This is a genomic window from Enterococcus sp. DIV0876 (assembly GCF_050529585.1).
GTDB lineage: Bacteria > Bacillota > Bacilli > Lactobacillales > Enterococcaceae > Enterococcus_D.
Genome location: NZ_CP172882.1, coordinates 1,026,165 through 1,051,331, shown reverse-complemented (window position 1 = coordinate 1,051,331; position 25,167 = coordinate 1,026,165). Strand labels below are relative to the sequence as shown.

General features: G+C 41.0%; 20 protein-coding genes. 4 read left to right on the top strand and 16 right to left on the bottom strand.

The genetic code is table 11. From position 1 onward, the window contains the following. Positions 1–48: 48 nt before the first annotated feature. The 7 genes from IGI41_RS04870 to IGI41_RS04840 form a co-directional block, all read right to left on the bottom strand. The gene (locus IGI41_RS04870) at positions 49–582 is read right to left on the bottom strand and encodes an HdeD family acid-resistance protein (RefSeq protein WP_430611778.1); all 534 of its coding nucleotides are present in this window, start codon (positions 580–582) and stop codon (positions 49–51) included. A 532-nt stretch (positions 583–1,114) separates the two neighbouring features. Then, the gene (locus tag IGI41_RS04865) at positions 1,115–1,783 is read right to left on the bottom strand and encodes a potassium channel family protein (protein ID WP_430611776.1); all 669 of its coding nucleotides are present in this window, start codon (positions 1,781–1,783) and stop codon (positions 1,115–1,117) included. A 16-nt stretch (positions 1,784–1,799) separates the two neighbouring features. Further along, positions 1,800–2,447, bottom strand: coding sequence for a potassium channel family protein (locus IGI41_RS04860; protein ID WP_430611774.1), 648 nt, complete (start codon positions 2,445–2,447; stop codon positions 1,800–1,802). After that, on the bottom strand, positions 2,448–5,288 hold the full coding sequence (locus IGI41_RS04855) for a cation-translocating P-type ATPase (protein ID WP_430611772.1): 2,841 nt from the start codon (positions 5,286–5,288) through the stop codon (positions 2,448–2,450). A gap of 321 nt (positions 5,289–5,609) precedes the next feature. Then, positions 5,610–5,960 (bottom strand): hypothetical protein, encoded by a 351-nt coding sequence (locus IGI41_RS04850; RefSeq protein ID WP_430611770.1) that lies wholly within the window; start codon positions 5,958–5,960, stop codon positions 5,610–5,612. Positions 5,961–6,104: 144 nt separating this feature from the next. Beyond that, positions 6,105–6,806 (bottom strand): response regulator, encoded by a 702-nt coding sequence (locus tag IGI41_RS04845; RefSeq protein ID WP_430611768.1) that lies wholly within the window; start codon positions 6,804–6,806, stop codon positions 6,105–6,107. Then, on the bottom strand, positions 6,799–9,342 hold the full coding sequence (locus IGI41_RS04840) for a DUF4118 domain-containing protein (protein ID WP_430611766.1): 2,544 nt from the start codon (positions 9,340–9,342) through the stop codon (positions 6,799–6,801). Before IGI41_RS04840 ends, IGI41_RS04845 begins: the two co-directional genes overlap by 8 nt. 283 nt (positions 9,343–9,625) lie before the next feature. On the opposite strand from IGI41_RS04840, the gene IGI41_RS04835 reads away from it, so the two are divergent. Then, complete coding sequence (locus IGI41_RS04835) at positions 9,626–10,438, top strand: alpha/beta hydrolase (RefSeq protein WP_430611764.1); 813 nt, start codon at positions 9,626–9,628, stop codon at positions 10,436–10,438. Beyond that, entirely contained in the window at positions 10,413–11,120 is a 708-nt protein-coding gene (locus IGI41_RS04830; protein ID WP_430611762.1) for a ferredoxin--NADP reductase, read from the top strand. The genes IGI41_RS04835 and IGI41_RS04830 overlap by 26 nt, the downstream gene beginning before the upstream one ends. Positions 11,121–11,387: 267 nt before the next feature. Here the strand turns inward: IGI41_RS04830 and IGI41_RS04825 are convergent, their stop codons facing one another. After that, entirely contained in the window at positions 11,388–12,254 is an 867-nt protein-coding gene (locus IGI41_RS04825; protein ID WP_430611760.1) for an SDR family oxidoreductase, read from the bottom strand. 179 nt (positions 12,255–12,433) lie between these two features. Between IGI41_RS04825 and IGI41_RS04820 the strand changes: the two genes are divergently transcribed. Next, positions 12,434–12,907 (top strand): Rrf2 family transcriptional regulator, encoded by a 474-nt coding sequence (locus tag IGI41_RS04820; RefSeq protein ID WP_430611758.1) that lies wholly within the window; start codon positions 12,434–12,436, stop codon positions 12,905–12,907. 156 nt (positions 12,908–13,063) lie between these two features. Here the strand turns inward: IGI41_RS04820 and IGI41_RS04815 are convergent, their stop codons facing one another. Genes IGI41_RS04815 through IGI41_RS04805 form a run of 3 tightly spaced genes read right to left on the bottom strand, consistent with a single transcriptional unit; the run spans position 13,064 to position 16,847 of the window. After that, a complete protein-coding gene (locus IGI41_RS04815; RefSeq protein WP_430611756.1) occupies positions 13,064–15,232 on the bottom strand; it encodes a lectin-like domain-containing protein in 2,169 nt (722 codons plus the stop codon). Further along, complete coding sequence (locus IGI41_RS04810) at positions 15,229–16,272, bottom strand: DUF916 and DUF3324 domain-containing protein (RefSeq protein WP_430611754.1); 1,044 nt, start codon at positions 16,270–16,272, stop codon at positions 15,229–15,231. Before IGI41_RS04810 ends, IGI41_RS04815 begins: the two co-directional genes overlap by 4 nt. A gap of 11 nt (positions 16,273–16,283) precedes the next feature. Further along, a complete protein-coding gene (locus IGI41_RS04805) occupies positions 16,284–16,847 on the bottom strand; it encodes a WxL domain-containing protein (protein ID WP_430611752.1) in 564 nt (187 codons plus the stop codon). A 185-nt stretch (positions 16,848–17,032) separates the two neighbouring features. Between IGI41_RS04805 and IGI41_RS04800 the strand changes: the two genes are divergently transcribed. Continuing rightward, positions 17,033–18,577 (top strand): helix-turn-helix domain-containing protein, encoded by a 1,545-nt coding sequence (locus tag IGI41_RS04800; RefSeq protein ID WP_430611750.1) that lies wholly within the window; start codon positions 17,033–17,035, stop codon positions 18,575–18,577. Positions 18,578–18,663: 86 nt separating this feature from the next. On the opposite strand, the gene IGI41_RS04795 is transcribed toward IGI41_RS04800, so the two are convergent. The 5 genes from IGI41_RS04795 to IGI41_RS04775 form a co-directional block, all read right to left on the bottom strand. Next, on the bottom strand, positions 18,664–19,677 hold the full coding sequence (locus tag IGI41_RS04795) for an alpha/beta hydrolase (protein ID WP_430611748.1): 1,014 nt from the start codon (positions 19,675–19,677) through the stop codon (positions 18,664–18,666). Positions 19,678–19,756: 79 nt separating this feature from the next. Continuing rightward, positions 19,757–21,229 (bottom strand): DUF5597 domain-containing protein, encoded by a 1,473-nt coding sequence (locus tag IGI41_RS04790; RefSeq protein ID WP_430611746.1) that lies wholly within the window; start codon positions 21,227–21,229, stop codon positions 19,757–19,759. Between the two features lie 48 nt (positions 21,230–21,277). Next, entirely contained in the window at positions 21,278–22,282 is a 1,005-nt protein-coding gene (locus IGI41_RS04785; protein ID WP_430611744.1) for an alpha/beta hydrolase, read from the bottom strand. A gap of 170 nt (positions 22,283–22,452) precedes the next feature. Continuing rightward, positions 22,453–24,159 carry a DUF4091 domain-containing protein gene (locus IGI41_RS04780; protein WP_430611742.1) on the bottom strand — a complete coding sequence of 569 codons (1,707 nt, stop codon included), beginning with the start codon at positions 24,157–24,159 and terminating at the stop codon, positions 22,453–22,455. A gap of 15 nt (positions 24,160–24,174) precedes the next feature. Continuing rightward, positions 24,175–25,152: an alpha/beta hydrolase gene (locus IGI41_RS04775; protein WP_430611740.1), complete on the bottom strand. Its 978-nt coding sequence runs from the start codon at positions 25,150–25,152 to the stop codon at positions 24,175–24,177. Positions 25,153–25,167: the final 15 nt, after the last annotated feature.

Below are 25,167 nucleotides of genomic sequence, written 5' to 3'. Positions count from 1 at the left end.
CATTTCTCACATGAAGCCAAGTCATAAAAGATTCATCTAACCACCTGCTTATGCAGAAAAATGAAGGCCTTGCACAAACTGGATCACACCATAAATGATGGCGAAAATACCGATTAAAATTGGCAATGTAAGTGTCACAATCAATGGATTCAACATCAGCATAATGGCGATGATCAAACAGAGAATATCCAAGAACATAATCCCCATTTTGGCCAAACCTGTTCTTTTCGAAAAACGTGCTGTCAAGAACAAGTTGCCGATACACTCGATCAAGAACCAGAAGGCAAAAAAGATACCCAGCCAAAAAGCGCCTTTCACCAAGTTCGTGACAAAAATCAACCCAACAATAATATCTATCATACCGATAAAGAAGCGAAATCCTCTTGACTTATTGTCACCATAAGCCCCAAATCCAGTAATTGTAGCAATCCCACGGGCAATTGAAATCACCCCAAACCAAATCACCAACCCGCCAATAGCAGCAATTGGCCTATTCACTGAAACGATTCCTATCATCATAAACAGAATTCCTAGTGTCAGCTCGACAATTTTATTTCTTTGCTTTTTGTACATTTTACTCATCTCTTTTCTAATTATTTTTTTGAGAATATCCTAATTACAACCAACTGTTCTGTCCTTAAAAACCTGCTATTAAAGGATCAATATCATTTTTTGACAAAAAGTCATATCGACTTCTGGTATGCTGACGCTAGTAGCGCCACATCAGATACGACAACACTGCAGTTATTTTTCTCCTTGGCTTTATTTTACCTATATCCACTATCGATTAGTCTTCATTCGCATAACGAATTATACCATATTTATTCACTAAACTTAAAAAAAATATGTTTTAACTACAAAAATCAATATTATCTCCTGTATCGTTACAATGAATCCCCCTAGGATAATTTTCTTTCATGCAGCATCTCGCAAGTAGTGCAATCACCAATTTTTTTATCTCCATCTAAAAAGCAACGACAATAATTAACACATAAAAAAGTATGCAATCAGAATCAGTATCATTCTGATCGCATACTTCTACAACAGTCTAAGATGCTTAACTTTTTTTATCGGCCTTCCATTTTTACAATGCCTTTGTTCTTTTCTATTTCTTTCAATCGACCGGTTTTAATAATTGAAAAAAAGTTTCTTCGCCTTTTTCACTCATATAAGCCAACACAAGATCATGGGCAAGTAAGACTGTATCCCCTTTAGGAACAAGGGTTTGATTGTCTCTTTTGACTGCAAATAAAATCGTATCCTCAGGTAACATCAAATCCTTGATCTGTATGCCTACCGCCTGTGCGTTTGGTTGAATCGTTGCTTGAACAATCGCATTTTCCCCTTGATTGAGTCGCATCAGTGTGACCATATGGCTCACATCGATTTGTTCAAGAATAATATTGGATAACAAATTGGCTTGACTGACTTTTACATCAATCCCCATTGCCTCTGTGAAGAGCCATTCATTCTTTGGGTTATTGACGCGACCAATCACGCGAGGGACCCCATATTCAAATTTGGCAATCGTTGATGCAACAAGATTCACTTCATCCGCACCTGTGACCGAAGCAACTACGTCAGCATTGTTGATTCCAGCCATTTCTAAAAATTGCGGATCTGCACCATCGCCTTCAATGATCATGTCTGAAGGAAAGATTTTATTTAAATTGCCCAATGGTTTTGACCGTTTTTCAATGATCGTGACCTCGTTATTTGCCTCTATCAATTGTTGTGCAATATAAGTACCTATTTGTCCACCACCGATAATCACTACTTTCATCTTTGCACCGCCCTTCTTATAAGTCTAATATGCGTTTCAATTTTTCCATGGATTCAGGCATCACCGACAAATATAAAATGTCTGATTGCTGTAGCCGAATACCATTGGCTGGAATGATCGTCTGATTTTCTCTAGATAAAGCTACCACACGTACTTCTGTTAGAGGAAATGCTTCACTTAAACGAAATCCTTCTAATAATTTTGGGATCCGTATTTTCACGATTTCAACTGGTGTGTTGCCAAAACTGACTACCGAATCTAGGTGATTGAATGTCAGCAACTCTTTTGCCCGAGCAATTCCCCAGTTGGTCGTCGCGATGACTTCAATCCCTAATGCATTGTATATGTTGACCTTTCTACGATCATACAAACGAGCAATCACTTTTGGCACTTGATAGGTATTTCTTGCGATTCGTGCGATCAGCGCATTTGTTGCATCATCTTCCGTACATGCGATCAAACTGTCCGCTTGCTTGATATGAGCAGATTCCAAAACATCTTTATCAAATTCAATACCCGTGATGGTTTCACCTTTAAACGTAGCATCCAACAGTTTAAACTGATTGATTTCTTTAGAGACGACAATGACTTCATGCCTTTCCAAAGAAAGCTCTGTTGCTAAGCTTGATCCCAAACGCCCACAGCCAACAATGATGATTTTCATTTACACAGCCTCCTTCAAGCTATCCTTTTTTCGTAAATAATATTTGCGTACTTCTTCAATCAATACGATCGGTATCGGACAAAACAGTAAGAATAACCATTCGATGCCGCCGATCGGTGCGGTATTGAATAGGTTATGGAATATCGGCACATACGACAACAAACAAAACAATGCAATCTCAAAAATGATCCCTACATTGATGACTTTATTACGGAATGGGCCAATCTTGAAGACGGATTGTTTTTCGGTACGACAGTTCCAAGCAGCACCGATTTGACAAAAAATGATCGCACCCAAAGTCATTGTCGTCGCTTCTCGATAAATGATACCGGCATCTGGTAATCCGCCACTTAACGCACCATTGTGCCATAGTGATATAAAATAAGCAGCCATCGCTAAGACAGCGGCCATTAATCCATACCAGCAAAAGGCTTTGACTAGAATTTTTCGCGTGAGCAAAGGATCGTTCTTTGTTCTAGGGGGCTTATTCATCACACCAGGTTCTGGGGATTCAATCCCTAATCCTAAAGCTGGAATCATATCCGTTCCTAAATCGATAGCCAAAATCTGCATGACGGTCAACGGAAGTGGGATCGCGGATCTTGACAGAAGGAATGCAGCGGATGGCACTGCTTCTGCCATATTGCTATTAAATATATAAAGAAGAAACTTCTGGATATTGGTATATACAGCACGCCCTTCTTCAATTGCCCGAACGATCGAGGCGAAGTTGTCATCCGTCAAGATCATATCGGCGGACTCTTTGGCGACATCGGTACCGGTGATTCCCATCGCTACGCCAATATCAGCTTTTTTCAGGGCGGGTGCATCATTGACACCGTCTCCCGTTACGGCAACAACATTCCCCATTTCTTGTAAATTCGTCACCACGCGGTATTTTTGTTCTGGTGCCACTCGCGCAAAGACCACTTCTTCCATCAATGCACTTTGCAGTGCATAATCGTTCATCTTTTCAAGTTCTAAACCTGTGATGACACGAGGATTATCACCCGTCACAATCCCGATACGTTTGGCAATGCTCACAGCGGTCAAGCCATAATCACCGGTGATCATAATAATGCGAATTTGAGCATCATGACACTTTTTGACCGCATCGGATACTTCTTCTCTTGGTGGATCGGCCATAACAACCAAACCGATAAAAACCATGTCCTGCTCCAAAAGTTCTGGTGTATAGGCGGTCAAGCCCTTGGGCAGATCAGTCGCTTTGGTCAAATCCCGATAGGTCACTGCCAAAACCCTTAATCCTTGTTTGGCATAGCCATCGTTGGCTGTCATGATCGCTTGTCGATCAGCAGTTGTGATTGGTCTGACATGCCCATTGTCGCGAATATATTGACACAAATCTGCCGTTTCCTTTGGTGCCCCTTTGGTAAAAGCGATGCGATTGCTTCCTTCAAAAGGTGTTTTCAAGGCGTGGATCGTAGTCATCCGTTTTCTTGAAGAATCGAAAGGCAACTCACGGATCCGTTGATGTTCCTGCTCAATTTTTGCTAAATCCAGTCCACCTTTTTCAGCAACTACATTCAAGCAAGCCTCCGTTGGATCCCCCAATACACGATAGCGAGGATTTTCCGCATCTGGAGGTAAAATACGGGCATTGCTGCACAAACTCCCACCAATAAGAAGCCAAGCCAGTTCTTTATCGACCGCCGCAGAAGTTGATTCCCCACCAAGCAAGATTTGCCCTTCAGCAGCATAGCCCAATCCAGTCACATCATATTCGTGACCGGTCATCCATAAATGGCTGACCGTCATTTCATTCTGGGTAAGCGTCCCTGTTTTGTCGGAGCAGATAACGGATGTTGCCCCTAACGTTTCCACAGATGCCAGTTTTTTTACTAAAGCATGTTCTTTGGCCATTCGTTGTACGGCCATGGCTAAGGATAGTGTGACTGTCGGCAATAACCCTTCAGGGATAAAGGCTACGATCATCCCCAACGCAAAGACAAAAGCTTGCGCCAATGGTTGATCAACGAAGAATACAGCTGCCAAGAAAAATAAGGCGCCAATCGATACTGCTATCAAAGAAATTTGTTTTGTTAGTTTGTCTAACTCTTTTTGCAACGGGCTTTTTTCTTCGTCCATCGACTGTGTTAAATGCGCAATTTTACCAAACTCTGTTCCCATGCCGATTTGCGTCACGGCTACTGTTCCCGAACCATTAGATACTGTTGTACCTGCAAACACGACATTGCGTACTTCAAAACGGTCATGTTCTTTTTCTTCATGGCTATCAGTATTTTTCCGAACAGGATTAGATTCACCCGTGAGGGCAGACTGGTTGACCTGCAGATCGGATGCTTGCAGTAAACGACCATCGACAGATATTTTGTCGCCTTCTTCAATCAACATGATATCCCCTGGTACCAGTTCTTCTGAAAGGATTTGTTCTTCTTTTCCTTCTCGAATCACACGGGCGTATGAGGGCAGCATTTTCTTTAATGCTTCGGTTGCTTTACTGGCTTTACTTTCTTGAAAGAAGCTAAACAAACCATTGATCACATTGACTAACCAAATAGCGACACCCAATTGCGGGGTATCAGTGAAAAAGAATGCAATCAGCCCCCCAACCCATAATAAACAAGCCATTAAGCTAGAGAAGTGATGCAAAAAAGCAAGCAAAGCCGACTTTTTCTCTTCTTGGGTGATTGTGTTTTCCCCATATTCGGCTCTTCTTTCAGTAACTTGTTCCTTGGTCAAGCCACGCTCGGACGTCCCTAACGTCTCGTAGACCTCCTTGATAGATAGATGCGCATAGCTTTTTTGTTGTTCCTTTTGATGCTGTTTTTCTTGTGAATCCACGACTCTTGCCTCCATCTCTCCTCAGCTGCTTTGAAACAAAGCAGCCGTTTCCTTAACTTGATTCGAGTCTATCACCAGCGCTATTAAGATGCTGTGAAGGTTTAAGCAATTCTGTTAAGAAGTTGTTAAAATCGTTTTTTCTTTCCACAGGCACGTATCAGACAATGACATGCCTTGCCTTATTTCATTTAGCAATCAAGACCGAACACGCCAAGACAGTCCTTGATTAGGCATACAAAAAAAGCACTGCAGCTATTTTTGGGCTGCAGTGCTTTTTGTATGGCTGTCTCCTCTTTGATCAATCGATTGGGAAGGACTTATTTAGACGACTCTGGCTTATTCGTTATCACGTACCATGGCACAATAGACGATATCATTGTGTTCTAAAAAGGTGGTCAATGCAGGAATAAAGCCCTGTCCTTTGCGCTTGATCACAAATACCCGCCATAAATTGGCTGGGTAAAGATCACGTAACCGACGACCAGAAAAAGCCGCAGGTACTTGAAATTGTACTATATCGATCTTATTGTCTCCAACTGTGAATAGTTTCTCAACAGACTCGCATGCATTTAAGAGCTGTTGGTCAGCCGATTGGGCTTTTTTTGATCGATTGATTTGGTTATGGCTCTCTTTGTCTGATTCATGATGGTCATTCATGTAAAACATTACATCTTGATGTGCTGTCAAAAGACGACCTCCCTTATTCTTTCTTGTTTCTACTTTACCAAGAAAGTTGTTAATATCTTGCTAGCATTTTCCAGATACTGTTAAGATGTTGTTAAGATAGTCGTTTTGACAGAATGTATGAAGAAAACCACGTCTAATTCTCTGCTATTTTTCTTCGTGAACGTTCACCATCCGATAACCAACCCCCACATGGGTCTGGAGGACAGTTGGGTTGGCAGGATCTGCTTCGATTTTTTTACGCAAGGTCGTCATAAAGACCCTTAGTGCCGAAGAATCATTATCATAGATCCCCCAAACCTCTTTCAAGATAAAATGATAGGTCAATACTTTTCCAGTATGCTTCGCCAAAAGACACAACAATTTGTACTCGATCGGTGTTAAATGTATTTTTTTATCCGCCACATAGACCAAATTGGCGGCATAATCAATTTTTAAACGTCCATTCACATAAACAGGATCTTCTTGCGGATTTAACCCACTCTTTACCCTTCTTAATCCAACCCGTATGCGTGCGAGTAATTCATCGACACTAAACGGTTTAGTCAAGTAATCATCAGCACCAGCATCTAAGGCACGTATCTTGTCTTTATCATCACTGCGGGCACTGACCACGATAATGGGGACAGATGACCATCCCCTGACCGATTCAATGATAGCCACACCTTCCATATCTGGGAGACCTAAATCCAATATAATTAAATCGGGTCTGTGTGAAAGCACGTCTTGAACAGCCATTTTCCCTGTACTGACCATTTGGTAACGGTAATTCTGTGTCTCAAGTGCCACTGCTATCAACCGTTGAATGGATGGATCATCCTCAACGACTAAAATCATTACATCATTCATTTAACGAAACCTCCACAATTGGTAGTTGAAACCCGACAATCAAACCTGTGGGTTTATTTTGTGCCGCGAATATTTGTCCTTGGTGGGCTTCAACGATACTTTTGCATAAAGATAGTCCTAACCCCAACCCGCGACGGCCATCCGACACAATATTTTCGGCCGTATAAAATTGTTGGAAAATATTACCTAACTCCGTTTTGGGCACCCCTGGTCCATTATCAATCACCGAGACAAATAGTGCATCTTGTTTTCTCTCTGTTTTGATAGTGATGACTGATGATTTTTGGGTATACTTGATTGCATTATTCAAAAAATTCACAAGTACTTGGCTCATCAAATGAGGATCCATTTTAGCAGCCAAAATATCATCACTCAATGCAAGTGCCAACTGATGCTGCTCGATCTGAGGATCGATATGTTGAATGGCTTCGTAGACAATATCATCTATTACATGCGTTTCCAAATGCAGCGCAAGTGTATCATTTTCGATTTTTGTCATTGCTAAGACATTTTCCACCAAATGATTGAGCCATAAAGAATCCTCATAGATATTGACGATTGCCGCTCTTTGTTGCAGCTCGGTCAAAACAGCATGATCTTCGATCAATAGTTTGGCATTGCCAGAGATACTTGTTAACGGCGTACGCAAATCATGAGAAATCGCCCGCAATAAATTGCTGCGCAAGTGTTCTTTTTCAATAGTTGAAGCTGCCTCTTGCTGCTCTGATCGCAATTGTGCTTTTTCGATAGCCAATGCACATTCACCAAGAATAGACAAAACAATACTCTTTTCGAAAAATTCCAATTCCTCTTCCATCTCAATACCGATCACCGCATAAATATCTTGATAATTATGTACTGGAAAGTAGGTATACTTGGCTTTCGTAAAAACGCTCGTAGCCGCTCCTCCTTCTTTCCGGTATTTTGTGACCCAGCGGACGATCGATTCTTCTTCCAATTGCAGATAATCAGCAACTGACTGTGCATCATCTGAGATCGGCAAAACATGCGGCTCTTGCAGAACATTGTCTATGACTGGATAATAAACAATACTGCGTTGCACCAGCTTTTTTAAATATTGGGCTGTTTCTTGCAATACAGCAGATCGATTGTCCGTTTGCTGCAACTTTTGGTTTGTCTCTAATAAAACTTCCGTACGATATGCTTTTTGCGCATTTTTATGTCCTTGATTTTTGATTCGTTTTGTCAAAGAACTCGTAATCAACGCAGCGATCAACATGATAATAAACGTGATAGGATACCCTGATCGTACCCATTCCAATGCAAAAATCGGTTCAATAAAGAGAAAATTAAACACCAGTACACTTAAAATCGAAGACACCACACTGTAGAAATAGCCTTTTGTTAAAATCGCATTGACTTGTACGCCGAGTATGAAAATGGTAATAATATTGGCATCATCGATATGAACCTCATGGAAGACCCAGCCAATCAACGCGCAGATGATAAGAATAGCCACAGTCGTACATGTGTCCCGCCAAGAAAATACAGGGCTTGGCAATAATTTTTCGATCCTGTTTTTTTTCACTTGCGCCGTAGGAATAATAAAGATGTCAATATCAGAAGCGTATTCAACCAATTTTTCGATACGATTTTGACGCCGCTGATTGATTCTAGAGGATTTGCCAATCACAATTTTAGTGACATGACTGACTTTCGCATAGGCCATTATTTGATTGGCAACATCCTCTTCATAAAGGATCGTCACCTTCGCGCCGAGTGCCTCTGCCAAACGAATGTTTTCATTTAATCCCGGTTGCTGTTTGTCCTTTGATGCATCCACATACAGGGCAGAAAATTTGGCCTCTATGGCTTTCGCGATCCTAGCTGCCGAACGAATGACTTGTTGATTGCTTGGTGATGGAGACAAGCAAACCAGTACATGTTCTGGTGCTCGAAGAATGGTGGGCGCTGTCTTTTTGCTGATATGATCAGTGACTTTTCTCAAAGCCAGTGCTCTCAATGCATCTAAATGCTGACGTTTTTCTTTTACTTCAAAAGTAGCGGCATCTTGATCAGGATGTAATGAGCCCTCTGGTGCCATGTCCACAAATTCAATTTGATCTGCCTCGTCAAATAGAAAATCAGGAATCGTTTGCGGCGCATGATGCTGCAATTGACTGATGATAGGCCGCAGACTTTCCAACTCTCCCACATCCAAGGTGGTAAAAACATCTACCCCAGACAACAACAATTCTTGGATGTCTTGGTAACGGTACTGATTTCTTACCGAATTTGGGTTCAAAAACGCTAAATTTTCTATTACCACGATTTCCGGCTGTTCAGATAAAATAGCGGCAATCGGCAAGCCCTCCGCCGTAGAGGATATCCAAGGAATATCATCTAGTACAAGTTGCTGGTAAAGGTCCGCAGATGATAAAGCACCTATGACTACCTTTTTTCCTTTTTCAGCCAGTAACTTGGCATCGATCAGAAGCGGCAGCATTTTATCTACCTCTTGCGCATAACTAAAATAAATTTTTAGCCGACCGCTTGTTGTTTTCTTTGTCTCCATCTTATCCTCCTTGCCTCAGCGCTTTCAGATACTACTTAAGAATATCATACCACATCATGGTCCTGTAATAAGTCACTGTCCTTTAAGCTGCAGTGGAGTTCAAATAGGTACAGAGGATACCAATAGTGGCCAATGATCGAAAAGTACGCGCCTTTCTTCTTTTAAGTTGCTTTCTACTATACCAATCCAACAGGTTTTATACTATAATCTAATTGATAACGATTATCAATTAGATGAGAACGCATACGTTTCAACGTACTATGGGTATCTCGAGCATGGAGGTGTGTCCTATTTGGAATTTTGCTATACAGAAATAAGCCAATACAAAGTAACCATCGTCTTGCCTATTGGCTACACAAAAACGAAACGCTACCCCACAGTCTATATGCATGATGGCGGCAACGGTGCCAAACAAGCGCTCAATTATCTGGAACACTTGATAGTGAGCAAACAAATCAACCCCTTCATCTTGATCGGGGTCGAGCCAATAAATCGCAACGATGATTATACACCATGGCCAGCAGATTCCCTCTTGCCAGATACACCGAGACTTGGTGGTCATGCGAAAGCTTATTTAACCACATTAGCTACGGAGATAAAGCCGTATATCGATACACATTATGCAACAAAACCGCAAGCTGCAGATACAACGATTGGCGGTTGTTCGTATGGAGGTCTTGTCACGCTCTTTGCTTCTTATTATTTTCCTGACATTTTTGGCAACTACATTCTCTTATCTGCTTCCTTTTGGTTTGAAGACCTTATCCCTTTTTTATCAGGAGAAAAACTTGTGAAAGAACAGACGGTCTATCAAAAACCGCACATAGACCGGACAAACCACAAACTGTATGGATACGTAGGAGAACTTGAAGGAATCTATCGACAAGGCCCGCAGCAATCGATGGTTGAACAATCAAAAAAAGCTTTTGCGATCTTGCGAGAGGAAGGCTTCACCACTGAGACAGCTAGATTTGATACTTGTGCAGAAGGTACACACGATGTGTTCTTTTTCACCAAACATTTCTTGCTTGCCATCAGATGGCTACTTGGTACCACGAAAGGAGAAATCAATGAACATTTATTGGACAACCGTTGAAGATATTATTGAGGAAACACCAGAAATCAAAACATTTTATCTAAAATGGGACGATACCCTGACCGACTTTACTTGGTCAGGAGGTGCACATACCCATTTTGCGATGAAAGGATTCAACGATGGCGAAAAACCAGATCGAGGATTGGTTCGCCACATGTCGATCGCCAGCTTACCTAACGAAGGAACCATTGCGATCACCACCCGCATCAAAAACAACTGCTCTCGCTACAAACAAGTGTTGCGTGACCTCGCGATTGGTGATGATGTCGCACTATTTGGTACAAGCAGCAATATGCCTTTAACTCGTACAAACCAAAAACTCTATTTCTTTTCATCTGGTGTCGCACTTGCTACATTACGTCCATTGTTGTTGGACTTCTTAGCAGACGTAACAGACATTCCTGCAGTGCATGCATTAAATGTCGATTCAACAGGAGATTATTTGTTTACCGATCATTTCAAAACAGTCCCTGAAAAGAATTTAACCGTTGAATACGTAAACAGCCGCGCAGCTTACTATGATAGAGCGAAAGCGTTGGCCGGAGATACAGAGGCCCGTTACTATATCGTGGGCAGCGATGATTTTTTGAGACAAAATATTGCCCTTTTGCGCCAAAGTGGTGTGCAAACTTCACAGGTCATGATTGATAAACATCCATTTCAACAAGCGGAATTCTTATAAGCAAAACTTTTTCATCCTTTTCCTGCAAGTCATAGCGTCCTGATCACAAATCATCTAATCAAAGGCGCAAAAAAATCACTTACCGCAAAAATGAATAGGCTCATCCTATATAAATGTTCTATATAGGAAGAGCCTATTCAAATGGAAAGTGTCTTTAGTAGATGTATTCGACCAAAAAAGAAGCCCTTGATGCGATCCATCATCTAGAGTAGTCCTTATCTAGGAAAAAGTCACGTCAGTTCACGCGCACGCTTTATCATCGATCGTTTATCCTTCTGTAGCAAGCAATTCTTGAATGGCTTGCGCTAAGGGGGTTAACTCTTTTCCTAAAACTGTTTCAAAATCGCTATTTGTCTGATTCAATACATCTGAATCAATGGCTTGTTGAAAGCTTAAAAACAAGGCTGCAACTGATTGTGGCAAACCATTATCTGTAAATTGGGCCATAAAAGCTTCCTCTGTGCCATGGACCAAAGCAAGGTCTTTTGCTGTCGCTTCCTTGAGGGCTTGACCTAATTGAGCATACGTCAATGGCCGCCCAGACAATTCAAGAACATCTTTATATGATGTCGGATCCACGAGCACTTTAGCCGCTGCTTCAGCGTATTCCCGTTTCAAAGCCCAACCTGTTTTACCTTTATCCGCTGTATAAATAAAGTTGCCAGAGGCGATTGCAGCGTTTATCACAGGTAGTTCATTTTCCAAATACCAATTATTGCGCAAAAATGTATGGGCAATCCCTGATTGACTGATGGCTTGTTCAGTAAACGCATGGTCTTTGGCTAGCTGATTAGACTTAGCAGCTTCTGCTGCATTGGCAAAGCTTGTATAAGCAATATAGGACACCCCTGCTTCTTTTGCAGCGCGAACAACATTTTGGTGTTGGGTTTGACGGTTTTCAATGACTGAAGAAGAGATAAAGAGTAGACGGTCGATACCAGTGAAAGCATCCGTCAATGTGTCGTAGTCCAGATAGTCACCCACATGAACGGTATAGCCAGCGGCTTTGAATGCTTCGGCCTTCGCTGCATTGTGTACAAGCAGATGAATGGATGCATTTGGCACAACGTCTGTTAATTGTTCCAAGACATGTTGCGCTAATCCACCAGTTGCTCCAGTTATTAAATAATTCATTGATATTCGCTCCTTTTTTGTGCTTGTCGCTGATTGTGTGCACCAAGCTGTTCTTTTTATTATTACACCTAAAGGATAATCCTCATTTGACCATTTGTCAACTGCTGTATCAAAAAAAGTTACAGGTTTGCTTGATTGTGGTATACTACTGTCAAAGCATAAAAAAGGAGTAGATTGATTTGAAGCATTCTGTCAAATTCAGCGATGCCATTCATATTATGAGTTATATCGAGATGTATCAAGGAACTGATCTATCCAGTGATACCATCGCATTAAGTGTTACGACAAATCCTGTCTCCGTTCGCAAAATTATGAGCCAACTCAAGAAGTCTGGGTTGATCATAAGTAAAAACGGCAAGGCAGAGCCTAAATTGGCGCGACGTCCAGACACAATTACTCTATACGATATCTATAAAAGCGTGGCGCCTGAAGAAAAAATCTTCCATGTAGATGAAACAACAGAACCTGCTTGTCTAATCGGCGGAAATATCCAAACTGTGCTGAATCAAACGTATGATACTTGGCAGAAAAAAGTCGAAGACGATATGAAACAAACAACCCTCTCAATGATTATTGAAGGTATTGCACAAGCAGAACAACAACGGAACCCCGAAAGGCAAGGCAATGAAGAGCGAATTGCCCCTTATCTATAGCAACGCAAGCAGCTAAAATAAAGGCACATTTCCACATCCAATAAATGAGACACCTGCAAACGGTCAACGCAAGAAGCGCCGTTTGCAGGTGTCTGTTTTGTTGATATAAAAAGTGCAGATGGAAAGCGACCTACTAGAGAAGAAAAATACCTACACCTATCCATCCATTAAAGTCGTTTGTAAGCGCCAATTTATCTTACCTTGATACGAACCGGCTGTTATTTGCTCAAAATCAGGTACAAACCTCAAGTAACAATCGTACTGGCTCAAATCTAAAGAAAAGTTCGCGTCACCATGCGGGGGCTGTTCAAAAATGATTTTTTCTTCAGAATCAATCGTACACACCAACGTATGATTGGCTTTGTCATACAGAACCAATTGAATGTCTTGCGTCAAAGCCGGTAAGCTACTAAAGTCTGCCATTTGTCCGGTCAATGTCCACGTACCTTCACTCGTGTTGCTTACTTTCAGAAGCGATTTTGATCCTTCCGCAAGTACTTTTACATCCGCATACCCATCATCTGCTGCCGAACGTGCAAGGTCATTGATGGTTATAGCTGTGCCTACCAGTGCTTCAGGAACACTTTCTAGCTGGATAATGCCTCTAAAATCAATACCAAAATAATGGATTTTTGAGGGATTCCCTTCTCTATCAACGACATACGCAGCTAAATAATAAAGTGTACTTGGTACAAGGGAAGTCGTTTCGATTTCTAAAGTATATTGAAACGTGTCCTCTAAATTGGCCCGCTCAATTGCTGCCACTTCAGTGAAGGCAAGCGTATCTATGTTCGAATCTTCGGAGAAAAATTCACTGATAAATAAGCCAGCGCTGGTAGAATTTTGATCCTCAAATGAAATATCCGTATAAAAATGACGTTTTTGTCGGACAATCGACATTGTTTCCTTTGCTTCTGACAATGTGGGTGCGCCTGAGGTTAGGACAGGTGGAAAGGCACCTGTAAAAACATAGGCAGGGGGATCACCTTGACTCGTCAAAATTCTTGATACAAATGCATTACCTTCAAAAATCGTCTCCACAGGGATGTTATCCTCAATATTTTCGTCCACAGGTACCCTATGATACCTGACAGAAAAATAGAGCATGTAATCTTCGCCTTTTTCCAACTCTGGAAGAATGACCGCTATTTGGTCTCCCACTCTTTGAAAGGCACATGGAGATCCACCTGCTGGAATACCTGCCCCCATAACTTCAGATGCCCTTCCAAAATAGACGATATCGTCAACGAGGGTCAAACTTTCCGGAAGCGTCATACTCACCTTGATACCTGCTTTGAGAGAGGTTAAATCACTGCTTTCTTTGTAGCCAATGTACGTAGCGTAGGTGAGTGCTTCGTTTGCCCCTACCGCCACCACTTCATTGGCAGACATACCCGTATCCAAAATCAACTGTTCAGATCCACTTTGAAAAACACCTGTGCGTAAATCAATCTCTACCAGTCCTTCCACATCAATGAACGCCACGGCCTTATCTTGTGCATACCCGCCGTTTGCGCCAGTGAACCCAAAATAAACCGGAGCATGATTCGCTAGATCGAGATGTTCTTTAAACATATCATCTACAGGGATCGTTACATCGATATTGAAATCAGGTACCAGATATTGTAATGCCTGATTGCTTTGATCATATGACACAATAAACGAATGCCACTTCGCATCGGAAATCTCAAGTCCTGCGACTGGGTCTTGATGGTGCAGCACTTTATTTTCACCAAACCATCCCTCTGTTGAATAAGATGCATTCGCGCCCGCAAAAGCCCAAGCAATATGGTCGCCATCAGGAACAACCTCCATGTCCAATAGATGATCACCACTTAGCACGCTGCTATTGTTGTTATGATAGGTATCAAACTCGATAGCCAGACTTTGCATTATCGCACCTTTATTTAAGGGCGTCGTGCCCTCGACATTCGCCCAAGTTCCAATTGTCGATCCAGTTTGTTCTGCAAGTGCTGAAAGTCCGCTGCTTTGCATGACAAAAGCCAAGCCATCGCTATCATTTGCCGTATCATCAATATAAATAGCCATTTCTAAGCGAAAATCCTTGGTAAATGTGATAGGATTGTTGAACCAAACTGCTCCGCTAGAATTTGTAGATGTATCATTTATCTGCACATACTGAAATCCTTCCTGCCCAAAAGGTGCTCCAGCATTCCCTACGCTAGAAATCATTGTTTCATCAATAGGCAATGTGTCAAAATCAGGAGGAACGACTGCTGCAAAAACGTCTGATCCCGCAAATAGTAACCAGACATGCAGTAGCGCAATCAACGCTTCCACCAAAAAATATCTCCGTTCATTCATTCGATCTGCTCACTTTCATCAATCGCTCTTTTACGTCGTGCAAAAACCAACCATAAAATAATTGACATCAGAATGATGATGATGAACAGCAAGACATAGTAGCGGACTTGTTCTTTTCGATTGGTTGCGGCATACCGTGTTTCTTCATTGATCGATCGCCGCAATTGTCGATCTATTTCCACTGTATCCTCAAATACCCAAGTCCCTTGTTTCGAAGTCAGTTCGACCCAAGTCGTATATGTCCCAACCTCTAATGCCTGCTGATCAAAGTCCGTGAAGAGCTCCAAGACCGAATGAGGGGCAAACTGGTAGTTATCCGCACGAAAACGACCAATAATGGTATCGTTATTTTTTTTTCGAATGATCGATCGTACAGAAATTTGTCCGAACGCAACAGGTTGATTGTTTGAAATACTGCTTTTTATCGCTGGCATTCCACTATGTGCGACAGCGCTTGTGGCAATTAAAGACAATTCAGGCTTGGGCAAAGATTGTACGCTTTGCCGCATTCTGATACCGATTTGATATTGATAGGCCGATAAAAGATTGGTCCCAGATTCTGTTGGTGTCATTTGGTCTGATGCTGTCACTTCTTCAAATAAAAACGCACCTAAGATCTCTCCAGCAAATTCAGTATGCTTCATAGACAACATGAATGAAATGATGCGCTCTTCATACGGTTGTAAAGAAATGATTTGGTGCGGTGTCGTGACAAATCTAGTAAAGGATACGCCAGAAAAGTCCTCAGCTGTTGCTTTTTTTTGGTAAGCAATCAAACCGGTAGAAGTTGTGTAACTGTTGCGTGCATCTGCTGCTACCGTCAGTTCTTCAGAACTAGTATTGCGAAGTGCAATCTTTATTTCTTGTTCTGTATCTTTGTTTACAAGTAGATCAAAATAAGACGCCTCGTTCAATTGATTTTGGGGAAGAACAGGGGAGACTGTAAACTTTGTAGTTTCAGCATATCCAACGACATGAAAGAAACAAAGATAAACGATAAACAAGATAAGAAATACACAATTCTGTCGCATGTTTTTCATTTTTGACCTCGTTAAATAGATGGTTGGTAAGTATCTTCTAACGTCCAAGTAATCGTTCCTTTATACTCTCCGCTGTTGACATTTTGTTGCGGAATCGTTAGCGTCGTTTCAGAAAAATCAAAGGAGTTAGGACCTAATCCTGTCTTCCCATCCGCTGAACTAATTGCTGTTGGCTCTTCGATACCTGCTTCTAATACTGCTTCACTGACTAAAGCGGCAGTAGTTTCCGACCCTTTAGAACCCTTTAGATGAACCTGTCCAGTTAATTCATCACCCACTTCATTCGTCAGTTTTGAAAGTTTTGCGGTCAACCGCCAACCACTTTCATTTTCGCCGCGAAAGTCATAAATCAAACTCTCTTGGTTCGCTGCCGCATCCAGTTCTTGCTGACCAAGCGCAATATCTCCTATACGACTTGTACCAAAACTAAATGATGTGACTTGTTCAAGACTCAACGTTCCTGGATCAATTGAGAAATTTACATCACTCGTCTTTTCTACCTCAGCAAATCCATTTACTGGCGCGATGAAACAACCTAAACTGATTAACCCTACAACCAACATTTTTTTCCTCATATTGCTATATCCTCCTTATTTTTTTGATGAAAAAGTCTTATCAAAATGAGCAGAACCCTTTATTATAGCGTCCTGGTTTGCCTTCATGGCGATGTTGACTTCTCACCTATCATTAGTATAATAAACATTGATCAGCGAAGGGCATGCAATTCAGAGCAAATTTGACGCAAAATAGGAGAATAAACGTGTATCGAGAATTTATATCCACGAGTGAAGAGAAAAAGTTGGCCATCTTTAAACACATTTGTAATACAAGTGGCTGTACTATCTTAGAATTATCTGAAACCATGGGGATTCCCAGCAAAAGTGTACAAAAATATATTTATGCCCTAGAAGAAGATCTACACTTTCTCACCTGTACGGTGTCACTAAAGAAAAATATCCATAACCAATATTATTTGGACCAAAAAGAACAAACGCCGCAACCATGTTATGCGCAATTAACTGAATATTACTTGCAACACGCTTCCAAATATCAACTAGTTCTATACTTGATTGGACATGCCAATAGTTCCCTAAACCATTTATGCAGCGCTTTGCATATCAGCCAATCCCACGTGTATCGATTATTGGCGAAAGTCAATCAATTCCTCCAAAAATTCCATATTTCGATCAACACAAGTGAAGATAAGATCATTGAATTTGCAGGGAACGAACGCGACATCCGAATCTTTATATATAGTTTCTTGACACAAAGCGCACCAGCGGATCGATTCATCGCGCCCACGCTCTCCTTGAATGATGCTGAAACCTTTCTAAATTTTTTTGATCCATATGCGTTAGATCAATTAACCCAAAATAAATTACTTGCTTTTTGGCAGACAATTGTCCATCGTTGCTTCCAAAAAAAATATTTACCGCCAATTCCAAAAGAATATCAATCACTGTTACAATTTTATTCTTTTTTACCTGAAAATATAGTAGATACCCTTCCGATTCATGCTGCTTATCTCAAAAAAGACTGCAAACAAGCAGAATATCTATACTTAAATTTTTTTCTGCACGTTTTTCTTCCCGCTGTTGTCGATAAAGGAAAGTTAAAGCGGATTACTGCAGCCATTATGCAATCAGATAGCCCCTTGGTGACTTTCTTTGTGGGGATGATCCACACTTGGCAACAACGTTTTGCGCCAACTATGGCTCAAACTGAATTCGAACAACTTTTAAATAGCTGTCTTCTTGTCTTCAATCTTTCGATTTTGATCGATATCAATCTGATGCACGTATGGCATCTTGATAATGACTTGCTTTTGGCTGATACTGAACATCATGACGTTCAGTTATACAACGATATTGTTGATTTGTTGATTTTAAAAGCCAACCATTATCCCTTTACTGATTTTGACAAGACATTCTTTGTCCAAAAACAACTGCCTTATTTCGCGCATTTGCTGTATCTTGAGAGCCAGATGCTCAAAAGCGCTGACGTCAAAATCTATATACGAACAACGATTCAATACCGAACAAAGAAAACGATCGAGACACGGATTCGGACTTTATATACTGAATCAGCGATATCTTTTGTTGATGATATGACACAATCAGACCTGATTATTACAGATAGCTACGAAGACGTTGCCGTCACGGATAAATTGCTTTTGGTGACAAATCTGATGAATCCCGGTGAATGGGAAATATTGCTTGCAAAGATCAATCAGGTCATTACCCACAAATTACTAAGCGTCAGTTCGTCACAACAACAGTCTTCAATCAGCATCCCCCAAAAATAATTGAAAAAAAATCCAGAACAGGTTGTCTCCCCCTTTGTTCTGGATTTTTTGCTTATATGAAAACGCAAGCCACTTAGAAAAAAGCTTTAGTTATTGATCAAACTTTTTATAAAGGCTACGCTTTGTTCGTAACACTTCTTGGATTCAGGTAAAGAATAATCAAATTGATACTCATGTGTGATTTCTTTTGCATCCCCTTTGAAAAACAGACTTTCAACCCGCACATTCAGTGATTTGAGTTTATTTTCAAAGGCAATTCCTTGATCTTGAAAAGAATAGGCATTTCCATCAGTAATATACGTTGGCGGAAAATCCTTGCTGACGCTGTTCGTTAGGCTAACTTGTACCAATCTATCGTCCTCTTTCCAATTTTTTGTCCCTAACAAAGACCACGCGACAGTATTGACAAAAAACTTCATAAATTGATTGTTGGATTTTTGATTGGCAATTTGTTGCATGTCAACTGGCCCAGAATACGACAGGGTACCTTTGATATCATTCGGTGCGATGAATGGGTCCATCTTCATTTCCTTTGCATATGTTTCGTTTGTTTGAATTGCAACATATTGCAATGCGATTTGTGCGCCGGCACTATCGCCCCCGAACAAAATATTCTTCAAATCTAGTCGGTTGTCTTGATCTTTTTGTAGTTGTTTCACCAAGTCATTGACTTGCAGGACTTGATTGGGGTACTGAGAACTTGGTGCATGGGCATAATTCATCACAACAACGGCTATCTGAGCATCAGAAGAAATCTTGGTAGCAAACTCCTCGACACCCGCTTTATCTCCCCCAACATATCCACCGCCGTGGACCCAAATCAACACCGGCACGGGTTCTGCTGCATTGTTCGGATAATAAACATCGTATGTATGATTGGCAAATGCTGAATCATAGGATTTATCGGCACTGATTTGAACGTGCCCCTTCACTTGATCGTAACTCGTCTGATCAGTTATTTCGATAGGACTATCAAACATTTTACTTATTACATAAGCACCTGGCCTTGGTGATACTTGAAATGCGATCACAACAATCATAGCGATACTTAGCAAGACTAAAATAAAATACAAAAAGACTTTCAACATTTTTTTTAACATGATTTATTTCCTTTTTCCTAAAATTTTCAATAGGCCGAGCTGATAAATCAACCCACACATCGTTGCGCAGCAGTTCAAATCAGTATTTGAATAACTTCATTTTAACTATTTTGAACGCTTCACCGATAAATGGATAATAAGCCTCATCTCCATTCAGTTGTCTGGTTTTCTGCCAAACCCCCGAATCAAAATACCCTTCTTCTAGCGATAAGATGCCTACTCTTTGCTGTGAATGCTGGAGCAAGTTTAAATTGAAAGCAATATTTGCGCCTGTACAATAATAGGTATCTTCTAGCTTGATGATCATCCCCGCAGAATGAATCATATCCTTAGTCGAAAAGAGTTTGATTTCCCAACGATAATCTGTATCCTCAAAGATCAATTGATTGCAGTTTTCTTTTCTAAACGAAAAAACAGCGGCTTTCGGGTGCAACAAGAGTGGGGTCAATTCTGAAATAATTTCATACCCTCTGTTCAAATACGCTTTTGTATCTTCACAATTGAATGCTTCCTTCTCAAGCCCTAATTGTTTGAGAAAGGTATAATTTTGATCTTTTTGATCCGCCAAGAGGTCCTCTATGCCAAATGGCGAATAGCCAATCGCCCCTTTGCCAAAGGCATAAAAAATATTTGAAATATATTTTTTATCAATTCTTGTTTCTGGAATAAATAAACTTTGATCATCACTATACGCTGAAAGAATGGCTGAAATATCTTCTTCATAGATATCAGGCGCAATAAAAGTTAATGACTTTGCGACAGCCTTCCATACCTTCCAGGTGGTATCAATCGCTCCGCCACTGGGATATTCTCCTGGCATTTTTCCCACTTTTTTTAGCCAGACATTTGTAAATACAGGAATATCTAAATGTTTTTCCACTAATTTTGCAAGTGATTCAATTGTTTTGGCATAATAATAAGCCATAAAGCACTCTTGTGAATGGGGAATATCGTGCCAAAACAAGGCCTCTGGATAGACATTTTGGATGACTGTCGGTAGCTTTCCTTGATACTGATTTTGTGCACAATCAGAATAATCCCGATCCGTTTGAAGACACCCTAACTCATTTTCGACTTGTATCATGGCGACATGATCTTTGAGTGGGTGATCTGCTAGATAGCTACAAAGTTTTCCAAATGCAACGATATCCGCCTCGGTACTATTTTTACAAAGTGGCGTAAAACTCTCTAAATGATGGCCATTTTTGTCTTGTACCCGGATGAATCTCCCAGTATCATCTACTTTCATCCATTGAGGAACATAGGTCGACAGTCCGTTTTTCCATAAGCCATACCACAAAAATATGACCTGCACCTTCTTGTCGGCTGCGTTTTTTAAATGATTTTCCAACAAGGAATAATCAAACACACCTTGTTGCGGTTCAAATAATTCCCAATAAATTGGGATAAGCAACGTGTTGATTGCAAGCTGATCGATTCGACGCCAAACCATTTTTTCCATATACTCAATGGAAGAAGCAGATGAATTATGCACTTCTCCAGCCAAGAAGAATTGCTTTTTATTCTTATTTATTATCTGATATTTATCCACTCAAACTTTTCCCTTCACTACGTATTTTCTTCTATTTTCCCTTAACACTCATCTGTTCTCCCCGATAAAACGAACCAACGCATGAAAAGTTTGTTCCGCTTCCGGCTGACTAAAATCAAACTGATATTCATGTCCTAAGCTTGGTTTTTCATAAAATACTTCCGTGACTGCTAGCCCCTTATTTTGGAGTGATTGGACAGTAGCTTTCATTTGTTTCGTAAATGTTTTTTCATTGCCATCGGTGAAAAAGAACGCTTGCGTCAATTCATCCGCATGTTCTGCCAACGAAACATTTTGAATGGCGGTTTGGTCAGCAAAATCTTTTTGACCAAAGTAAGCCCAGCCCGTTTGCTTAAATAAAAAGCTGGAGATGGGGTCATCGATTTCAGCAATCTTGTCAGGCTCAAGCAAACCAGACAGCGAAATAAAGTTCTTGACCTGTGTACTTTTTAAAGCTGGTGTGAGTTGATTCCTATTTTGCAGGTCTTGATTAGATAGAGAAATCAAATATTCACTTGCAATCTGTGCCCCTGCTGAATCGCCCCCTAAAATCACATGATCCCAGTCAATAGCTGTTATCTGACGCTCTTGTAAGGCAGCCACAGCTTCATTCAATTGGCGAACTGGCGTTGGATATTTTGCTTCAGGCGCCAATTCATAGTTCAGATTGACTACTATTATCTTTGATTCAGCACTTAACATGGTCAAATAGTCCTTGCAATCTCTTTTGTCCCCACCTACATAGGCGCCCCCGTGAACCCAGAATAAAATAGGCACTTGTTCCTCCAGCTGATTAGGTGTATAGATGTCCATCACGTTATTGGCATTTTGTGACTGATACGTCAGATCACTTTCCACCGACACTTGCTGTGCGGCTTGCGTATAAAAATCTGGGCGTGGATAAATCGCATCGCCTTGCTGACTCGTATCAAATTGCTTCCGTACCAAATGACTCACAGGATTAGGTGTTGTTTGTATCGTTAGCCAAAAACCAAGCAACATGATACATACAAACACCAAACTACCCAATAACACCCGTTTGAACCACTTCATTTGCGCTCTCCTCCCCAAAGCCTGCTGCGTTAGACCAATCTCAAAGCGGTGAAAACGAGCTTTTGATTGTTTTAGATCATCAGTTGTGCATAATGAATTGTCTACGCGCACCAATATTTTCTCCTATATCATTGCCTCATTGTCCCTCTTCATCATTATACATGACCCGTTTACTTCTGGGACAATTGTTGAATCAAAGAATGTCTGAGTTGTTGATAGTCTTCATCCGTTAACAAAAATGCTTGCTCATTGGCGCGATGACTATCGATCATCCATTCTGCAGGATCTGTGATCACCAAAAACGCCTGTACAATTTCTTCAACAGCTTGTTTGTTTTTTTGTTCGGCTGCTTTTAACAACCAAAAATCTTCGATTCCACGCTGCAGCTGCTTATAGCGCAAAGAAAGAAGTAGATTGCCGTTATTTCCCGGATAGACCAAACAATTGTCCCCAATCGGCAAAGAAGCTGTATTATAACGAATATCTGTACGTGCGTTGGTTGGCCAGCAATTAAATGCCCAGCGTAAGAGTCCGTCAGTCTTAAAATAATATGCCAAAAGACCTTGTACTCTTGTTTCAAGGAGCGGACTGTGCAAAAAAGTATTTGGTTTTGATGGGTAATTGCACACATAATACTGTGTTCTCCCTGGAAATTTCTCCGTTAATTCTTGATGTTTTTTACATGTACAGTAAAAAGAAGTCACTGGATAATCAATCACTGAAAGCAGCCCATCTAACACGTCTTCCTTATCAAAAGCCACTTTTGTTTTGATGGTCGGCTCAATTTCTTTTAACGCCTGCAAGGCAGTCTTAAAACGGTCCATTTCATTTTTTTGGGGTTCATCCGCATTGATATACGTCTGCGCCCAAACACCCATTTCTTTCAAATGACCAACGAGTTGTTCTACATATGCAATAAAATCTTCTTTTTGTTCGATATAGGCGATTTTCTTTGTTCCTTCGTCAAAATAACGAAGAACCAATTTTTCAATATGCTGTACCTGATTGTTTATTGGAAAAAAAGGGGGCGTCCAGACCCCTAATAAACCAAATAAATTGATCTCCTGATCTATCCCATATTTTGCAAAACAAGCAAGATAGCGGTCTAAAATCGAAAAATCACAAAGCAGTTGTCCTGCTTGGTTTTTCCGAATGGGGATCATGGCGTATTCGTAAAGGTTCGCCGGATAATCTTTGACAATATAATTGAACCAACCTTTCCATGGAATTTCTCCCGCAATGACCGTTACCGCCTTTTGTCCAATGTCAGCTAACAGTTTCGCCATCTGATCAATCAATTGGAAATGGGCATCCCCCCACAGGGGAACTTGAAATGTTCGTGCCAAGTTAGAAGGCTGCTGCCATATATCCAATTTGAAATCCACCTGCGGGCGATCAGGGAAGACAAAATCTGAAACTTGGACTGTCATTGATTTGTGCAAAATCAATTCTTCTTCTTGATTGATCCCGGATCGATAGACAGAGATAGCAATTGGGTATGCGCCTTCCGACAGCGCTTTGTCCAATGGCAGTTCAACATAAATCGGTGCGTAACGATCACCCTTGAAGGTGTGGGCGCGTTCTTCTATTAACTTATCCGCATAAGCGATGTCATCTTTTCCTAAATAATAATCTACGAAGTGTGCTGTGTAGGGCACGGTCGTTTCAATGGAAAGGCGATAGATCGGAATATCGATTTCATCTGGAATCGACAATTGGTGGTCTAACGTAAAATGATTTTTTTTGCCATCGTGCAACAAAATTTGAAAAGCCACCCGTTGATTCGGATATCCTATGAATTGATCCAACTGGATTGGATCCTGTTGATTTAGTTGCGTCGAAGCCTTATAACTTTCTGGTACAATCAAACACTTCATCACTTGTCCCGCTCTCTACATATTTTTCTGTATACGTTTTTCAACGTTTGCAAGTTTCGCTGGTAAAAATATTTCTGGTGCTATTTGATGCAATTGATTTAAGGTGTAATGGCGAACGATTTTCTCATAACTTTTGTTTGCAAACTTCGGAAATGCTGCCAAAAGCAGCCTTCGGTTCTTTTCTTCTTTCATTAAAGAAATCAACGGAATATCTAAGGGTGCTGGTGGAAAACTCGCTTGGGTTTGTTCTAATTCTTGTTTAGCAGCATACCAATTCAATGTTAACCATTCACAAGATAGATCGAACCAGCGGGCAAAGCGCGGATCAATCATTTCAGGCGTCGTACTCACCCATTGTGTGGCCAAAGATAAGCCGTGTCGTCCTTTTTGGAAGATATGACTTTCAAAAGGAACCCCGTTTTCCTCTAATGCAGCCAAATAACGTAAAGAATTCTCAATTGGCACCACATTGTCTTCAAAGGTGGAAAACAAAAAAGTTGGTGGCGTAGCAGGTGTCACACATGTATCCAGAGAAGGTGCTTCGATTTTCATGACTTCTGCAAAAGAAGTCAAAATGGCCGGGTATCCTAAAATACACAGAGAAGGCTTATCCTCTAATAAAGTGGACATTGCAGCTGCTAAATGTCCTCCAGCAGAAAAACCAACCACCGCAATCTTATCCGATGCGACTTTGAATTGTGCATCTATGTTTTTGATTTCTGTCATCGCACGCTTAGCATCTAATAATGCATGTTCAAAATTCCGGTGTGCCCCCACATGGTAGTGCAAAACTCCGGCATGATACCCTTTTGCAACAAAAGCCAAGGCAATTGGTTCTGCCTCTTTTTCACTGCAAAAACTATAGCCCCCACCTGGGAGAACCAAAATGAATGGCCGCGCCTTCTTTCGATTCATCGCAACAAGCTGGTCATTCAGATAGATTGTTAAGCCAGTGTGCGCTTGCGGATCAAAGTCTATTTTTTTTGTATACATACTCACACCTCTCAA